The sequence below is a fragment of the Streptomyces lunalinharesii genome, from assembly GCF_039532155.1.
Classification (GTDB): domain Bacteria; phylum Actinomycetota; class Actinomycetes; order Streptomycetales; family Streptomycetaceae; genus Streptomyces; species Streptomyces lunalinharesii.
Window position 1 is genome coordinate 16,493 of record NZ_BAAARK010000024.1, and the last position, 15,705, is coordinate 32,197.

Genomic DNA, 15,705 nt, shown 5'->3' on the forward strand with positions numbered 1-15,705 from the left:
AATCAGATTTCTTTGCCATTTTCCGATTTGCAGACGCGGGCGCAGCGAACACTGCCCAACTTGGTGAAATTTAAAGCAAGTTGACGGTTTGCATGGAGCGGCCGAGCGATGGCGAAAGGGATGGCCCCCGTTGTAGCGTCGAGCTCACCCCGATTGGGGAGCCCCCGGAGAGTGGAATGCGCCCACTCCTCCGGGGGTGTGTTTTCGATCGACACGGAGGATCAATGTTCGACCGACTTCGTCGGGGTTCTGGGTTTCTACCCTCGACGACGCGTGAATTTAGCATTCCTCGGGTTTTCCGCGCCGAAACCGGTGTACTGCATGTCTGCGATGTCACGGTGCGGATGAGCGCCGTCGTCGCGGTGCCAGCTGCGCTGTCCGCAGCCACCGATGGGGCTGCTGTGGCCTTCCTGAGCGGTGCGTTCTTTCTGACCCTGACCGGCATCGCCGGTGGTTCCTACGTCCGCTACCTGCGGATTTACCTCAAGTAAGGCACGACACCCCTGCCCTTGGCCGCGCTGACAGCCAGGGGCAGGGGTGTCATCGGCCAGCGGACGGCGAGCCGGGGGCGCGTCGCCTTTGCGTCCCCCGCTCTCGTAAAAGGAACCGAACGGGAGAGAGAAATACTCAGTGAAACCTCACTCTGGCCATGCGCGCTGCGCCCACTGCGGAAGACGTTTCCAGCAAAGGGCGGGCCCTGGCCGCAAAAAGGACTATTGCGACCTCGCATGTCGGCGTCGAGCGCAGCGTCAGCGCGACGGCAAGGCCGGTGCTCAACAGACCGTGGATTCCTGTTCGTGGGGCCGCGTGATTTCCGAAAGCGTCCACGTCTTGGCGGCGCACCTGGTGGCAGCGGAGCACCAGCACTTGCCGTTAGACGTATTGCTGGAGCATGCCAACGCTCTGACGCGTGAGGTCGGCTACTACACGGCCGCGGCCGTGCACGATGCGCGGGCCAACGGCACTGGGTGGGAGTCAGTAGCTGCCGCTGCAGGCGTCAGCATCGAGACGGCCCGTGACCGGTGGAGCGAACGGAGGGTCAGACGGCTGCTGACACGTCGCGCCCACGGAGAAGGTCCTTGCCCCTCCCAGCAGATCAGCGCACAACGCTATGCGCCTACCGAGGCAGGGGTGCCGAGCCCCTCAACTGCTGCAGGGACTACCGGCCCGGGAAGCTCGTCGCACCAGCTGGCATCCGCGCTGGCGTACTTGCGCCACCAAAGCGGCATGACCATCCAGGATGCGGCCCAGCAGGCTGATCTCTCGCCTTCTTACGTCTCACGTGTGCTGGCCGATGAGCGTGTGCCGAGCTGGGCGGTGGTTCACATGCTGGCAACCATTTTCGGGGGGAAGGCATCAGAGCTGCGCATGCTGTGGGAGCGCACCCAAGGGGCAGCCTACCCGCCCCGGCAGACGGTGGAGGGCTCGGCGCAACGCCTGCAGGATGCCTTTCGTGGGCTGTACTTGGCGGCTTCCTGCCCTGAGCTCGAGGGCCTCGTCGTCGAGGGCCAGTTGTCAGCAGCCACCGTGGCCGAAGTGCTCCGTGGGAATGTCGTCCCCGACTGGGAAACGGCGGGGGCTCTCATTGCCCGACTGGGTGGTCATCCAGGAGACTTTCGGCGGCTCTGGGAAGAGTTTCACTACGCCTTCCTCGCCTCACAGGTGGACTTTCCCCCTGACGGGTTGTCACGTTCGATGCTGCCGGGTTCCGACGCTGATGACAGCATGGGATCTGCTTGACGTCCTCTGGTGCACCGGCACGTCATCGGCGCTCAGCCGGCCAGACCACGTCACCTTGTATGCCCCCCGCGGCCCCCCAGAGCGCTTCCCCGTCAGCCGAGCTGACGCGGGTGAGGACCGGTGGGGTCTGACGGGCAGGCCTCGTTTGATCCGTTGACGTCGACTGCCTGCGGCAGCGTGGGCGGGGATGGCAACTCTGCCCGGCATTTAGTCTGGCCGGCTGACCATGCAGGTCCCGTCTGTCTGGTGGCGGGCTCAACAACGATTGCGACCGGTGACCTGTCGAATGTATCCCTCCAGTGCGCCGTGGTCGCCAGTAGGCAAGGGTGACTGTCCATCAGCGTTCCAAGGGTTCGTCGCGTTTCGGCTGCTGTACGAGCAGAAGTACTTGCGCTATGCCGAGGCGCGACTGGGCTCTGGGGTCTTGGGCCACGGCGCAGTGGTGGCAGCCTTCAGTGCGCTGTCGACGATCTGGGCCGATGTGCTGGGTCGTTCTCGTCCGTGCACAGCATCGTGGCAGATCCTGGTGGACACCGTCTCGGCTGTGCGATCTGCTTCGCCGGGTGCGGGCGCTGATGTCGACGTCCTGTATGAAGTGCTTCCGGCGCGCCAGGCGGATGCCGTGCTGTTGCGGGACGAATTGGGTATGTCGGTGGAGGACACGGCCGATCTGATGGGTGTGGACCAGTCGGCCATGATTGTCCTTCTGCAGGTGGCCGGCCGCGGCCTGGGCAGGGCCTGATCCTGGTCTGCTTCTTCCCTGGAATCATCACCGAGCCCGGGCCCTCCTGTGCTGTCCCAGCTTCATGAATACCAACCCGGCTGTGGTGAACCATCAGTGGCGGCTCATCCCGGTCGACGGCCGGAGCCGTTGCCCTGACTGAGAACAGCAACTCCGGTGGGCTGAGGACGTGTCCGCCTCGATTTCGCTCCGAGGATGGAGGCGATTGCTCTCCGGGGTGTCTCATCCCCCCATCGTGTACTGGCTGTTCCCTGACATGCCTTCTACCATGGGCTGCTGCACTAGTGGCACGTCTCCAGCGGATACGCAAGGGGGCGAGAAAATCAGGGAGCTGGCCGCATTTCTCACGCCATTGATGTCACCCGACCCCACGTTGCGCGGATGTACAACTGGCTCCTGGGTGGCAAGGACAACTATGTAGTGGACCGGCAGGCGGCGAGGATCCTCCTCCAACTCGTGCCGAACTACGGCGAACTGGTTCGCAGCAACAAGCGGTTCCTGTGGCGCGTTGTTCGACTTCTTGCCGAACAACATGGTGTGAAGCAGTTCCTCGACCATGGGGTAGGGCTGCCCGCGCAGGTCAATGTCCACCAGATCGTGCAGCAGGTGGATTCAAACGCGCGCGTCGTCTACATCGACAACGACCCGATGGTCCTCGCGCACGGTCGTGCGCTGTTGGAGGAGAACGACGAGACAGCCGTCATCGAGGCCGATGTGGCTGACACGGAGGCCATCTTCGGCCATTGCGAAGTTCAACGTCTGATCGACTTCGAGCGCCCGGTCGCTGCGCTGTTCGTCTCCGTCCTGCACTGTCTACCTGACCGGGCGGACCCCGTCGGCATGGTCCGCCGAGTTGCACGGCGACTTGCACCTGGCAGCTTCGTTGTCGTCTGCCAGCTCACCAGTGAGGATGCTCAAGTACGTTCCCAGGTCACCGAGTTCATGCGTGGGTGCGTTGGCACGTGGGGCCGGGTCCGCAGGCGTTGCGAGGTCGCTGCCTGCTTCGATGGCATGGACGTTCTTGCCCCTGGATTGGTGGAAGTTTCGTCTTGGAGGCCCGGCCCGGGCGAGAGCGTGCCGGCTTCGCACGCCTGCCAGGAATATGGCGGAGTTGGCATGGTCCGGTGAGTCCATTCACTTCGGTCGGCTTTGGTCAGAAAACCGCTCAATTGCCTCGTCCAGCAGTGCCCTACTGCTCTTTCTGCTCTCGGCGACGTACATGAGTTCGTCGAGCACGTGGCGGTAGGACTCGACGTCTGCTCGTTTGCTCAGGTAGAGGGCACTGTTGATGTGTTCCAGGTAGATCAGCTCTGAGGGGCCGTGGGCGGGGAAGCTCATGTGGGTCACGGGCGCGCCGGGGCCGAGGCTGGCGCCCTTGTCGAAGGTGACGATTTGGATCGAGACACGACCTTCGTCAGCGAGACGGCGCAGGTGTTGCAGTTGCTGCCGGATGACCTCTGGGCCTCCGATGGGACGCAGGAGGATGCTCTGGTCCAGCAAGAACGTCAGCCGCGGCGGGGTGGCTCGCTCGACGATTCGCTGCCGGATGGCCCGCAACTCGAGGCGGCGTTGTATCTCTTCCTCAGTGTCGTGCGGCCTTGCCGCCTTGATGATGGCACGTGTGTAGCCGGAGGTTTGAAGGAGGCCGGGCACGAGGTTCACTTCGTAGGCGCGGATCTCGGTGGCCGAATCCTCCAGGCCGATCAGCCGCCGGAGCCACCCGGGGGTGATGTCGCTGTATTGGTGCAGCCAGGTCTGGGTCTTGGATTGCCGCAGGAGTTCAAGGATCTCTCCCAGCTGATCTGGGTCCGTGACTCCGTAGTAGCAGACCAGGTCGAGAACGTCCTTCTCCCTGGGCGGGCTTTCACCCCTCTCCATCCTGCTGATCTTGGAAACCGAGGCACGGATTTGTGGCGCCACGTCCTTGAGGCCCAGTCCCTTGCTGCGCCTGAGATGGCGGAGGTGCGCGCCGAGTACCTTGCCGGCGACGAAGGGGTTGTCGTCGTCTTCGTCATGCGAGGAGGGCGTTCCCTGAGCCAACGGTGACACTTGGGCCGTGGGGTCGGCGGGCATGCGAACTCCTGTGTCGGGACTGGCTGCGCTCGCGTCAGTATCCCAGGGTGATGTTCACATGCCCGCCGTGGCAGGGTTTGGCCTACGGTTGTCTTACACGGTGACGTGGTCGAACTCGCCGCACTTGGCGCCGGCTACGAACGCCTTGAGTTCATCGCGTGTGTAGATGAGTGCCGGTCCGTCGGGGTACCGCGAGTTGCGTACCGCGACGTCGCCTTGGGGTAGTGCTGCCACTTCCACACAGTTGCCCACTGCGCTGCTCTCACTGCTCTTGAACCATTGAGCGCCGCTGATCGAGTTCGCGGGGACGCCGTTGTCGAAGCGCTCCATCATGACCTCTTTCTGCCGTGCCATTCGAACGTCCGGGCTATTACTGGCCGCCATGCGACTGCCTCCGTGTCGGCGGCCGGGCGGTGGCCGCCGTCCCATGCAATCCCATCTGCAATTGCATGGGCAGTGGGATGTTGGAGATAGTAGCCCTGTGAGCTGGGGCTTGAACTCCCCCAAATGAGTGCTCTGTTGAGGTTTCCTCTCCTCAACAAGGCCATCGCAAGGGATAGTTCACATGAGTCGGCGAGAGGATCGAAGTTGACGGTGAGCGAGCATGCTTTGCGCTCTGTGGCGGCCCCCGCACCGACCGACTGGGGGCTGGCAATGGGGCTTGGAGTACCTCGCTTCACCGCGTACCGCTTCACCGCGTGTCCGGCGACCTTGCGCAAGATTCGTCGACACACGCGTTCGACGTTGCAGGTGTGGGGGTTGGCGGCCTGCGCCGAAGAAGTCGTGGCAGTGGTCAACGAACTGGTCACCAATGCCCTCCGCCATGGGATGCCGCAGCGACCGTCCAGCGACGTGGGATGGCTAGGCATCATGCACGCAGCAAACACGGTGACGTGCGCTGTTAAGGATTCCAGCACTGCCGTGCCCACCTGCTCCCCAGCGCATCCTCTTGACCCTTGTGGTCGCGGGTTGTGCGTCGTCGAAGCCCTCAGCTGCAGTTGGGGGTGTTCGTCCGTCGGTCGCGAAGGTAAGACCGTATGGGCACGTCTACCAACGGAACGAGCAAGCGCCGGGCTTCCTCGGTCGCGACCGCAAGGTGGCGAGACTGCTGATTCGTTCACAGGGCGCAGCGTGAGCTGACGGGCGAAACCTGAAGCGGTGACCACACCGTCGCCGGCCTCTTCACAGGAGGGGGCCCCAGGGCGGGATCACCGGTCGGCCGCCGAGCGCTAGTCCATGCGCGACAGGTGTTGTCAGCGAGGTCGCCAGGTGCGGATTTCCAGGTGGGTGATGTGGGCGCCGGGGTGGATGCGGCCGGTTTCCAGGAGCCATTGCTGGACAGCTGCGGTCACGTCGCCGCCTGCTGCGTCGACGCGGTGAGCGAATTCGGCAGCGTCGAAGCCGCCGGTGGTGGCGGAGCCGTAGGAGCGTTCTTCGGTGTGGTCAGCGCGTTGGACGACGTCGCGGCGTACGCCGGGTGAGTCCAGTCGGCTGCCCGAGGCGTGGGTGTAGCCGCTCTTTGGCATGCGGATGGTGAAGGCTAGGCGGAGGCGTTGGCGGGCTGCTTCGGCGATGAGGGGGCGTAGGCGGGTGGAGCCGGAGGCGATGGCTTGGACGCCGGCGCGGCCGGTGCCGGTGCCGGTGGGGGTGATGAGGACTGCTTTGGTACGTACGCGAGCGCGGGTGCCGGCGGCGGTGGTGCGGCGGGTGATGTGGGGAGCTGCGAGGGCGGCCAGTTCATCGACGTCGGTGATGCCGGCGTGGAGGGCGCCCAGGGTGTGGTGGAGGGCAGGGACGAAGGCGGCGCCTTTGTTGCGTGTGTAGAACTGGGAGACCAGAGAGGGGTCGCGGTTGATGATGCGGGCGACGTCGCGTTTGGTGCAGCCAGCGGCCAGGAGCTGGTCGGTGAGGCGGGCCGCCTCGTTCAACTGTCGGCTCGGGGCCCGTCGTTGGCGTGGCATTTAGGCATCACCCCTGTTGGGGGTGGAGTGGAGGGCTGTGCGTCCGGCGTCGCGGAGGGCGAGGAGTTCCTCTTCGGTGGTGGGTGCGGGGATAGGGCCGGGCAGGTGGCCTTTGTGGAGGTATTCGCCGGGTTGGCCGTGGTAGGGCCAGTTTTGAGGTTCGGTGAGGTAGACGGCGTCGGTGCGGAAGGCGACGACGGTGCCCGGTGGGGTGTGGAGGGCGCCGACGTAGGTGTTGTCCTCGCGCATGCGCATGGACAGCAGGGCGGCGCGGGCGCCGGACCAGATGCCGGCGGCCCATTCGGGGTGGGCGTTGGGGTCGCGGGCGAAGCCGGTGGCGCGTTGCCAGGTGATGGCCTCGTCGTCGAAGCCGATGATTTCGGCGTCTGCGGGGACGTCGCGTTCGGCGGCGCGGGGGGTGGTGCCGGTGACGGTGCGGGGGCGTTGGGCGAAGGAGCCGATGCCGTAGAGGAGGAGGGCGCGTACGGCGCGGGAGGCGAGGTGGGCGGCCTGGCGTTGGGTGGGGTCGCCGTGGAGGGAGGCTTGGGCGGTGAGGGTGGCCCAGGCTTCTTTGAGCTTCTTGGACCAGTCGTCGAGGGGTTTGCCGTCCTGCCACAGCAGGCCGTCGAGGATTTCGATCTTCCACGGGGTGAGGGGGTTGGTGAGGGCGGTGTAGACCTCGGGTCCGCCGGCCCAGGTGGTGAAGGTGGTGCCGGGGGTGGCCGGGTAGTGCCAGGCGCGTTCGCCGGGGGCGGGGGCGGGCAGGAGGCCGACGTGGTTCCAGGTGTTGGGGACGGTGACGCGGATCTGCCAGTGGCCGCAGCCGAAGAGGGCTTTGGTCTGTTCCTTCTGGCTCCAGGAGGCGAAGGTGGTGGCGGTGATGCGGCGGGGGGTGCCGACGGGGGATTTCCAGGTGTGCTTGGCGTAGGCGAAGGTGCGGTCGTATTCGACCAGGGCCGGCAGTTGCTCGGGTACTGAGGGTGGGGTGATCAGTTCGGTGCGGCCTTGGCCTGCGGTGGCGTGCAGCAGGCTACGGAGTTCTTCGGACAGGACGGGGTAGCCGTCGGCGAACTGGCCGCGGGTGGGGATGGTGCGGGTCCACAGGTCGCGACCGGTCTGGGAGGGGGAGCCCATGATGACGGCGTCGGGCCAGTGGGCGCGCAGGGCTTTCCATAGCAGGACGAAGGCGTCGCGGATGACGGTGGGGTCGGCTCCTTCGGGGTCGAACCACTCCCCCACCGAGCGGATCTCGACGTGCTGTTGGCCGTCGTCGCGTTGGTAGCGGGCGACGGGATTGCGGGCGTGGACGAAGTGGCCGGCCATTCGGTCGCGGCCGCGGCCGGTGTCGGTGCGCCAGCCGGGGGCGGGAGCGTTCAGCCAGGCGGCGACAGCATCGCGTAGGAAGGGGTAGCGGTCGGCGTCGCGGTGCCAGGGGTCGCCGGCGGTGACGTAAAGGCGTTCCACGCCGTCGGGGATGGTGTGGAAGACGGCGGTGAGGATGTCGGCGGCCGACCGGCTGCCGAGGTCGAGGTGGTGGGTCTGGTCGCGGTGGACCAGCATGCCGGTGGTGGTGTCGAGGAAGGCGGTGGAGCGGGCCTGCTGGGTGAAGTTCGGGTGGGTGGAGGCCAGGTTGGCGGTGTGTCCGACCCAGCGGTCGCCTGTCGGTCCCTCGGGCAGGGACGGCAGCACCCGCGGAGTCTCAGGCGTCGCGTTGCGGGGAGCGGGGTTGGGTGAGGCAGGTGGTGACGGGGGCTTGGCAGTAGGTGTTGCTGATGTGGGGGGCTTGGTGGCTGTGGCGGTCATGTTCGGCGCCGGGGCGGCTGGGGCCGGCTCAGGAGCAGCGGGGGCCTCCTGAGCGGGTTCGGGGCCGGGAGGTGGCGCGGTGGGAGTTGATGGGGTGGTGAGGGTTTCGGGGGCGAGGATCGGGGCGATGGCGACGACTTCGGCCAGGCTCAGACCGGCTGCCGGCGCGATGCGATCCGCCTTGGCCTTCTCATAGGCGGCCAGGGCGGAGATACTGCGCGCGCGGTGTGCTTCGAGCTTGGCGAGCTCGGCCTGCTTCTTTTTGATCTCATCGCGCAGGGCGCGCAGTTCGGCGAGCGTGGCGGTGTAGGTCTTGCTGTCCATCGGGATCCTCGTTCAGGCCGTGAGGTTCAGCTGGTGGTGTTCGTGGAGACGTAGGCGATCGCCCCGCCGGAGTGTGAAACGAGCCGGGTGCCCAGCAGCAGCTCGGCGAGACGACGGTCATTGTCAGCGCTGGAGGTGATGTTGAGGGTTGGGGTGGCGAGGTCGGTGACGTAGCCGGCCAGGCGGGCATCAGGGAATGCGTGGCGGCCCTGCCTGTTCTTCTCCCAGTGGTCCAGGCCGGTCAGGACGGCCACGACGTAGCCAGCCAGCGTGACGGGCAGTACTCTCCCGGCCGCCACGCTGGCTGCGTCGCACCGCCACCAGCCACGCAGCGCCTTGAGGAGGTCTTCGGGGGTGAGGGAGGCTGCGAAACCGATCCAGTCGCGGTCCGGCTCCTGGACTCGCTGAGCGGCATCCACCCGCAGTACAGCGACCTCTCGGGCATCCAGCTGCTCCAGCGGAGCTCTCGGTCGCGCACCGACGGCTTGAACAACGTCCATGGGAGCCATGACGCGTACGCCGCGGTGCGATAGACCGGGGAGGAGTTCGGCGTGCACAAGGCGTCGGAAGGTGGTGATGGCACAGCCGAGCTCTTCCGCAGCCTGCCCTGTTGTCAGCAGCATTTTCACCATCCTCTGCACTTACATGCTAACTCTGATATCTGATTTGGCACCGAGTTTAGGTGGTGGCTGAAGGCTCGTCAAAGAACGCGATCTTCTCTGGGGCGTGCCGGGCGGGCCCAGAGCATCGCCCAGGTGAGCGAGGTGCGTTGAGTGTGGATTACAGGATGTTCAGGCGCGCTTCGTCCGCTGCGGGGCCCGTGGCCCCGATCTTGAGCAGACGGCCTTCGATGGCCTGGCTGCTGCGGCCAAACTCTTCGCAGAGCTCAGCGTTTGTTGCTCCTTCGGCGCAGCGTCGCGACAGGTTCTGGTCATCCTCCTCGCTCCAACGCGCGTGGGAGTTGCGGTGGGTGAGGCGGCGCTGTTGCAGGACTGGCGATGTGGTGCGGGCTGCTTTGCTCATGAGGGTGGTGCGTTGCTGCTGGGGGGCGGAGATCAGTCGTTGGCGTTTGAGTTCTGCGTAGATGGCGCTTCGGGTGCGGCTGAATTCGGTGGCGAGGAGGGTGAAGTCGTGTTCCTGGCGGAATCGGACTGCCAGGTGGGCACTTTCCTGAGGTGTCCAGGTGCCTCCGGTGGGCGGGGAAGGTGCAGGGGGTGTGTTGTTTCTGGTCAGGGTGTGGGAGGCGGCATCCAGCAAGCGCGCCAAGGGCTGGAGGTCGTCGTCGCTGACGTCGCCGGACAGTTCCGCTCGGATTTCGCCTCGGTCGGTGCTGATGACGAGCTCTAGCGTCAGTTGTCCGTTGTGTGCACGGGTGCCGGTCAGTGTGTAGCGACTGCCGTTCTCCGCGAACGCTGTCTCCAGGCAGGCCGGCTGGTGAGGCTCGTCAGGGACAACTGTGGGTAGGGGGGCAGCTCCGCAGGGTGCGGCGAGGAGTGTGTGTACGTGCCAGGAGGCCTGGAAGCGTCCTCCGGTATCGAGTTGGTAGGTGACTGGGCCTGCGTCGAGGTCGACGCTGCCGTAGAGGACGGTGAGGTTCTGTCCGGCGAACGGGCTGGTCATTTCGGGTGTGCCAGGGACGGGCTGGTAGGTGAGTGTTCCTCGACCAGGTTCGTCGCAAGGGTCGATCAAGGGGATGTCTGGGTCGCCGTGCCAGCGGCTGTTGCCGTCCTTGAAGGCATAGATGAGAAGGGACATGTATGTGCTCCTGGGGTGGGCCGTTGGTCGCGTGGGTTAGTAGTGGAATTGGATGGCGTGCAGGTCGGTGAGGGTCACTGCGGCCTGCTGCTGGTCTGGGGGCAACACGCGGAAGAAGTAGGCCTCGCCGATGCCGTCGGCGAGGATGCAGCGCAGGTCCTCTTCGGCGGCGTCGTGGTGGCGGGCGTCGAAGAGGCGGCGGGCGTGCAGGAGGGGTAGGTCCTCGGTCAGGCGGCGCAGTCGAGGATCATGGAACTCACCGCTGCTGGTGGTGAAGCTGAAGCGGGCATGGAGTTGGACGGTGACGCAGCCGTCGTGCTTGAGGATCTGCTGGTGGGCTCGGCTGCGTACCTGTGGCTGCCATGTGCGGTAGATCTCGTGCTCGATGAGTGTGGCGTGGGTGTCGGTGAGGTCGTTGGTTTCACCGTCGGCCCAGCGGGTGAGGGCCTGTGGGTGGGCGAGCAGGCGGGGAGCTAGGAGATGGGCTGCTTGCGTGTGTAGGAGGTGGCGCAGGCGGGCATCGGGGCGGTCGGGAGGCCGGCGGGTCCAGTGCCGCTGGTCGGCGATGTCGAGTGCATAGGCGACTGAGGTGTTCGTCGGTGGCATGGTTCGGAGGTTCCTGCTCAGCGGCCGCGTTGCCAGTTGTGGGGCGTCTCGTTGTCCAGACGAGACGCGGATGCTCGCGGGTTGGAAGGGTGGGATCGGGCGGTGGAAGGCGCAGCGCCGAGGCCGGTGGGGTTAGAGCCGGTGTCGGGCGAGTCGACGGGTTCGTTCATCCGGCGTCTGGCGCGGGTCAACGGCGTGTCGGTGGGCGATGTGCTGGGTGAGGTGGGGGTCCGGAGGCAGGTGCAGGAGCTGGATCCGTCCGTGTGCGAGGTGTTCTTGCATGAGCAAGCCGTGGATCGGTTGGCTGTCATGGCCTGGCGGACGCCGCGGGAGCTGCGTCGGGCGTTGCCTACGCTGAAGGAGTCGCAGGGGTGCAGTACGCGATCGTTGGTCCGGATCGCTGCGTGGGCACCGCAGTGGACGGTGCTGGAGCCGTGTGCGTTGTGTCTGGCACGGCGTGACAACGTGGCGGCGCCGGTGTGGCTGGCCAGCGGAGAGCGCTGGCAGGTGTGTGTGCGTCATGGCCGCTGGCTGCGCGACGCCTCCGGGGGCGGCCCATCGCAGGTAGGCCTGGCCGGCTTGGAGCCGGTGGTGAAAGCGCACCGGCGATGGGGACGGTTGCGGCAGCGGGTCGGGCCCTACGCTCGGGCACTGCTGGCCGATGCTGTGCAAGTGAGCGCGTGCTGGTGGCAGAGTCGTCAGATGGGTGCGGAGGCCGTATGGGCCCAGCGTGAAAGGGTGTTGGGCGAGGAGCGGCAGTTGTGGTCGGTTCCGCTGGTGGTCTATCCGGAGGCTGTCGTCGTCGCCGAGGCAATGGCTGTGTACGAGCGGCAGCGGCGCTGGGGGCGTGACTTCGCTAACGGTGCTCCGGGCTGGGTGTCGCGTGGCTGGATTGCCTTCGTGGGTGAGCGGCTGGGCATGTCGGATGAGATGGAGCAGGGCGGCTACCGGATGCTGCGGGAGTGGATGCTGCTGCACCGCATCACCGCGCCGGTGGCGGTCCGGCTTACGCAGCAACCTCCGCCGCCCGGATATCTCTCGCAGCGGCTTGGGCCCATGCAGCCGCACCGGACGCTGCCCGAGCAAGGAGCCTTGGAGGACGCTTCGTGTCTGGGGTGGCGGCTGGGCCAGACCGTGACCGGCCTGGAGTGAGCGGCACGGTGGCTGCTGTCCCCTGCCGTCCAAGCGGGCAAAGATAGTGGTGGCGGGACGTGGGAAGGTCACCATGACGGGCAGGTGTCCTTCAGTACCTGTGCGGCGTTGGTGCCCTTTGTTACGCGGTCCTTGAGCCAGTGCATGGGGTGCGTCGCCACGGGCCGGATGTGGCCAGGCGCGATGCCGATGGTGAAGCCGCTGTTGGGCTGGTCGGTGATCTCGCTGAGGTGCGGGGTGTGGGTGGCATACAGGACGTGATCGCCGGCGACGGCGAGCGGAAAGTAGCCGTCGCGGGCGATCTGGCCCAGCTTGCGGCGCAGGTTGGCGCGAGCGTTGGCGTAGACAGCGGCCAGTAGGTCGGGGCGCCAGGTGGGGGTATCGGGGGTGGGCCAGGCGGTCAGGGTCACCTGGTCGGGCTGGGTGGGTGGCTGTGCCAGTGCGGTGAAGGCGTCTTCGGCGGTGGCGTGGATGGCGTGCAGGAGGGCCCGCTGGCCAGGGTCGGCGTGCGGCAGGTCGTTCAGGGCTGCCAAGAGGTCGGGAGTGGGCATGTGTTCGGTGATGCCGAGGCGTTCGAGGATAGCGAGGCGGGCCAGGCGGATGCGCTGGTACCAGGGATTGAGGTAGGGGGCCGCGGGGGCGGTGCGCACCCAGCCTTCCACGGGTTTGGGCTGTGCGTAGCGGTTGGCGGCGTAGGCGAGGGCGGGGGTGGTGTACCAGGCCGGTCCGCTGCCCGCGAAGGGCGGGGGCAGGAGCGGGTGGTGGGGCTCGGCAGTGAGGTCAATGAGCCAGCTGCCGGGGATTTTGGGGTTGAAGGTGGGGTAATTGGCGTGGACAGCTGGGCCGTTGGCGACTCGGATTTCGTTGCAGCCGGCCAGGTGAAGCAGGTTCACGGCCAAGCACAGCACGTATGGGCGGGCGGCTTCGTCCGCGGTGGGCGGTCGATGCCAGTGGATGTCGGTGTCCGCGATCGTGTCCTGTGGGGCGCGGGCAATGGCGAGTTGGTGGCCTTCTGGGGCCTCGCAGGGTGCTGGATCGACGACCTGGGTCAGTGCTCCTCGGGCTCCTGGGGCCACCAGGATGCGGGTGGCGGTGTGGCGGTGCGGGGCAGGACGCAGATCGCTCATGAGCTGATGCCCACAGGTACCCGGGTTGCCCAGTGGGGTGCGCAATAGAGAGGTGTACTGGCCTAGTAGGGCGGCGAGTTGGTGGGCGCTGAGGTCGGTCGGCAGGTTCCAGCCGTCGTGGTGGAGGGCGCCCCAGTCGGTGATGGCGAGATGGATGCTGTCGCAGGCTGGGTCGCCGGTGCTGGGGTACAGACGTACCCACGAGGCGAGGCCGTTGTGGTCGGTCTGCCAGCCGATGGCGCGGATTTGGCGCAGTAGCGGGTGGTCGCTGCGGGGATGTCGCTGTGAGGCGCTGGGGGTGGTGGCGGGCAGGCCCAGGTGAGCCAGGACTGAGGACGTGAGCACCAGTAGCGGTCCGGCGGCAAGGGCTTCGGGGTGCAAGGGAGCTGCGCCGAAACCCTGCCGCAGTGTCCAGGCCAGCAGCGAGGGAAGGTCACCGGCCGGGCAGCTGAGGGTCCTCGCATCGGCGAGATGTGCTGTCAGCCCATGGGGCGCGGCTTCGAGCACGGCGAGGGAGCCGCTGGTGGTCTTCCGGCTGCCAAGAGGCGGATAGGCCAGGCGGTCAGAGGAAGGGGGTGGCGGGTGCGGGCTGTGGGGTGGAGATAGTGGGTGCGGCGTCGGGGCCGATGCCGGTGCTGTCGGCGAGGCGGGGCGTGCGGCGAGGGGTGATGGTGCCCGATACCTGGTGGGTGTGGGCTGGGGTGGGGTGCGCGTGGTGCAGCGAGTTCCCAGGTGCTGGGGACGCCCTCCTACGCGTTGTGCCGTCGGCTGCTGGCAGCGCCAGCACGGGGCCGTGGTCGCTGCTTGGGTGGGCAGTTCGTTTCGAAGAGCGCCCAGGGCTGCCCAGTCGGGTGCCTCGTCGGCGGGCGGCTCCGACACTGGCGTAGCGGTCAGCGGGCCGCTGAGCGCGTTGAGGAGGTTGCGGTAGATGGCGGCGTTCTTCCCTCGCGGCGTGGTGCGGCCCTCCTCCCAGGAACGGACTGTGGTCTCGCCCACGGCGCAGGCATCAGCCACTTGGTGCAGTGAGAGGTTGGATTCCCGGCGCAGTCTGCGCCGTTCGGCAGGATCCGGCAGACCATCGGCGCGCTGGTGTGTGTTGCCGTCGAGTTCATCGAGGCCGAACAGCTCATCCACGTGCCTGGCTCCCCCAAAGTTGTTGGTTGCTGTGCTGTGATGGGCCCCTCCTGCGCGTCCGGACCGCGACCAACTGTTGGTGGTTAGGGAGCAGGTGGTTAGGGAGCAGAGGCGGCAGGGTCCGTGTCTCTGCTTCGGTTTCATCGGTGGAGAAGTAGGTGACATGCCTCATGCAGCTACCTGCAAGGTGAGCTCTCGGGCTTCCTCGACAAGGCCGATACGTGCCTGTTCATCGGCATCGTCGAGTCCGCTGATCCGGCTGGCCTGAGCAAGCAAGGTCAGCGCAGCCCGAGCAACGCGGGCACCCTGTTCTACCGGCGCACCCTCCCAGCTGTCTTCGTCGAGAGGGTCGCCCTCAGCCAGCACAATGGCGGCGCGGTCTGACTGGATGCCGCCCAGGACCTCACCCGCCTCTCGCACCAGCCGGATGGGCTGTTCCCCCTGTCCGGCGGCCTGCAGCACAGTAACCACGCCGCGGACGAGCAAATCGTCTTCGTTGGGCAGGGACGGTTGGCTGTGCAACCAGTCGACGCCCTGTTGGGCCTCACGGGCCCTGACTTCCAGCTCCTTCCACTGATCTCGGGTCATCTGCCGGGGCGGGTCGAGGCGCAGCTCTTGGAAGTGGGTAAGGCGCGCGTAGACCAGCTCCAGAACAGGCAGCGCAGCCGCTGCCTCCTCCAGTTCTTCGGCATTGTCGGGGCGGTCGATGCTGCGCATCAGGGTGGCGAGCTGGCCCAACACCCCAACCAGATAGGGCGTTTCGGCGAGAGGGAAGTCCGTGTTCAGTGTCTGGGCGGCCATAGTGGTGGTCTCCTTCAGAGGAATTGTGGTGAGCGTCGGCAACGGACGGAATGCGAGGACCGTGGTGGAAAGGGGGAGTTGGCACAGGTCGCCGCGATGAGCCGTTGTCGGCTCGGCAACAGAAGCGTGATGCCGATGAGCGGTGCCTGGTCGTCACGACTGGATGCAGGGACACACGGTCTGGCTGAGGCGGTCACCATGACGCTGCCTCGGCTGGACTCCTCCGCCCGTCGGGGTTTGCCTAGAGGCGAATCAACGTCAAGGCCATTGAGACAGGTCTCGTCAAGCGCCCGCTGGAAGCGAGCGCGATAGCGGGCTTCGACGTTCGGTGCGTGTGGTGCACGGCTATCCCCCTTAATGCGTGCCGGCGGACCGAGCATGTGTCTATCCGCTGCTGCGCAGCCTGCCCGATCCGAACAGGCTTCGATGCCCACAGGTGAACGATTCTGCATCGATGACCTGCAGAGAGTCCGCCTTCACATACACC

The 15,705-nt window shown here is 66.4% G+C and carries 15 protein-coding genes and 1 pseudogene; 6 read left to right on the forward strand and 10 right to left on the reverse strand.

The genetic code is table 11. From position 1 onward, the window contains the following. The first annotated feature begins 224 nt into the window (after positions 1 to 224). The 4 genes from ABD385_RS29140 (at position 225) to ABD385_RS29155 (ending at position 3,610) form a co-directional block, all read left to right on the forward strand. Positions 225 to 491 (forward strand): hypothetical protein, encoded by a 267-nt coding sequence (locus tag ABD385_RS29140; RefSeq protein WP_344581688.1) that lies wholly within the window; start codon positions 225 to 227, stop codon positions 489 to 491. Between the two features lie 640 nt (positions 492 to 1,131). Then, positions 1,132 to 1,740 (forward strand): helix-turn-helix domain-containing protein, encoded by a 609-nt coding sequence (locus tag ABD385_RS29145; RefSeq protein WP_344581817.1) that lies wholly within the window; start codon positions 1,132 to 1,134, stop codon positions 1,738 to 1,740. Positions 1,741 to 2,026: 286 nt separating this feature from the next. Next, positions 2,027 to 2,482, forward strand: a complete 456-nt coding sequence (locus ABD385_RS29150) for a sigma factor-like helix-turn-helix DNA-binding protein (RefSeq protein WP_344581690.1) — start codon at positions 2,027 to 2,029, stop codon at positions 2,480 to 2,482. A 339-nt stretch (positions 2,483 to 2,821) separates the two neighbouring features. Continuing rightward, entirely contained in the window at positions 2,822 to 3,610 is a 789-nt protein-coding gene (locus ABD385_RS29155) for an SAM-dependent methyltransferase (protein ID WP_344581818.1), read from the forward strand. A gap of 6 nt (positions 3,611 to 3,616) precedes the next feature. Here ABD385_RS29155 and ABD385_RS29160 read toward each other — a convergent pair whose 3' ends face one another. Then, entirely contained in the window at positions 3,617 to 4,555 is a 939-nt protein-coding gene (locus tag ABD385_RS29160) for a helix-turn-helix domain-containing protein (RefSeq protein WP_344581692.1), read from the reverse strand. Positions 4,556 to 4,648: 93 nt separating this feature from the next. Beyond that, positions 4,649 to 4,888: a DUF397 domain-containing protein gene (locus tag ABD385_RS29165; RefSeq protein ID WP_344581819.1), complete on the reverse strand. Its 240-nt coding sequence runs from the start codon at positions 4,886 to 4,888 to the stop codon at positions 4,649 to 4,651. A gap of 321 nt (positions 4,889 to 5,209) precedes the next feature. On the opposite strand from ABD385_RS29165, the gene ABD385_RS41390 reads away from it, so the two are divergent. Then, a complete protein-coding gene (locus tag ABD385_RS41390; RefSeq protein ID WP_425585506.1) occupies positions 5,210 to 5,695 on the forward strand; it encodes an ATP-binding protein in 486 nt (161 codons plus the stop codon). 113 nt (positions 5,696 to 5,808) lie between these two features. Here ABD385_RS41390 and ABD385_RS29170 read toward each other — a convergent pair whose 3' ends face one another. The 5 genes from ABD385_RS29170 to tpg form a co-directional block, all read right to left on the reverse strand. Then, positions 5,809 to 6,516, reverse strand: coding sequence for a helix-turn-helix domain containing protein (locus ABD385_RS29170; RefSeq protein WP_344581694.1), 708 nt, complete (start codon positions 6,514 to 6,516; stop codon positions 5,809 to 5,811). Next, a complete protein-coding gene (locus ABD385_RS29175; RefSeq protein ID WP_344581696.1) occupies positions 6,517 to 8,643 on the reverse strand; it encodes a hypothetical protein in 2,127 nt (708 codons plus the stop codon). Positions 8,644 to 8,669: 26 nt separating this feature from the next. Continuing rightward, on the reverse strand, positions 8,670 to 9,266 hold the full coding sequence (locus ABD385_RS29180; protein WP_344581697.1) for a DNA-binding protein: 597 nt from the start codon (positions 9,264 to 9,266) through the stop codon (positions 8,670 to 8,672). Positions 9,267 to 9,423: 157 nt separating this feature from the next. Further along, the gene (locus tag ABD385_RS29185; protein WP_344581699.1) at positions 9,424 to 10,398 is read right to left on the reverse strand and encodes a hypothetical protein; all 975 of its coding nucleotides are present in this window, start codon (positions 10,396 to 10,398) and stop codon (positions 9,424 to 9,426) included. Between the two features lie 36 nt (positions 10,399 to 10,434). Then, positions 10,435 to 11,004: a telomere-protecting terminal protein Tpg gene (gene tpg, locus ABD385_RS29190; RefSeq protein WP_344581701.1), complete on the reverse strand. Its 570-nt coding sequence runs from the start codon at positions 11,002 to 11,004 to the stop codon at positions 10,435 to 10,437. A gap of 126 nt (positions 11,005 to 11,130) precedes the next feature. Between tpg and ABD385_RS29195 the strand changes: the two genes are divergently transcribed. Beyond that, positions 11,131 to 12,156: a TniQ family protein gene (locus tag ABD385_RS29195; RefSeq protein ID WP_344581820.1), complete on the forward strand. Its 1,026-nt coding sequence runs from the start codon at positions 11,131 to 11,133 to the stop codon at positions 12,154 to 12,156. Between the two features lie 68 nt (positions 12,157 to 12,224). Here ABD385_RS29195 and ABD385_RS29200 read toward each other — a convergent pair whose 3' ends face one another. The 3 genes and pseudogenes from ABD385_RS29200 to ABD385_RS29205 form a co-directional block, all read right to left on the reverse strand. Next, positions 12,225 to 13,628 (reverse strand): hypothetical protein, encoded by a 1,404-nt coding sequence (locus ABD385_RS29200; RefSeq protein ID WP_344581703.1) that lies wholly within the window; start codon positions 13,626 to 13,628, stop codon positions 12,225 to 12,227. Between the two features lie 576 nt (positions 13,629 to 14,204). Further along, positions 14,205 to 14,582: pseudogene (locus tag ABD385_RS41395) on the reverse strand (helix-turn-helix domain-containing protein); the annotation flags it as partial. 3 nt (positions 14,583 to 14,585) lie between these two features. Next, positions 14,586 to 15,218, reverse strand: coding sequence for a hypothetical protein (locus ABD385_RS29205; RefSeq protein ID WP_344581705.1), 633 nt, complete (start codon positions 15,216 to 15,218; stop codon positions 14,586 to 14,588). Positions 15,219 to 15,705 lie beyond the last annotated feature (487 nt).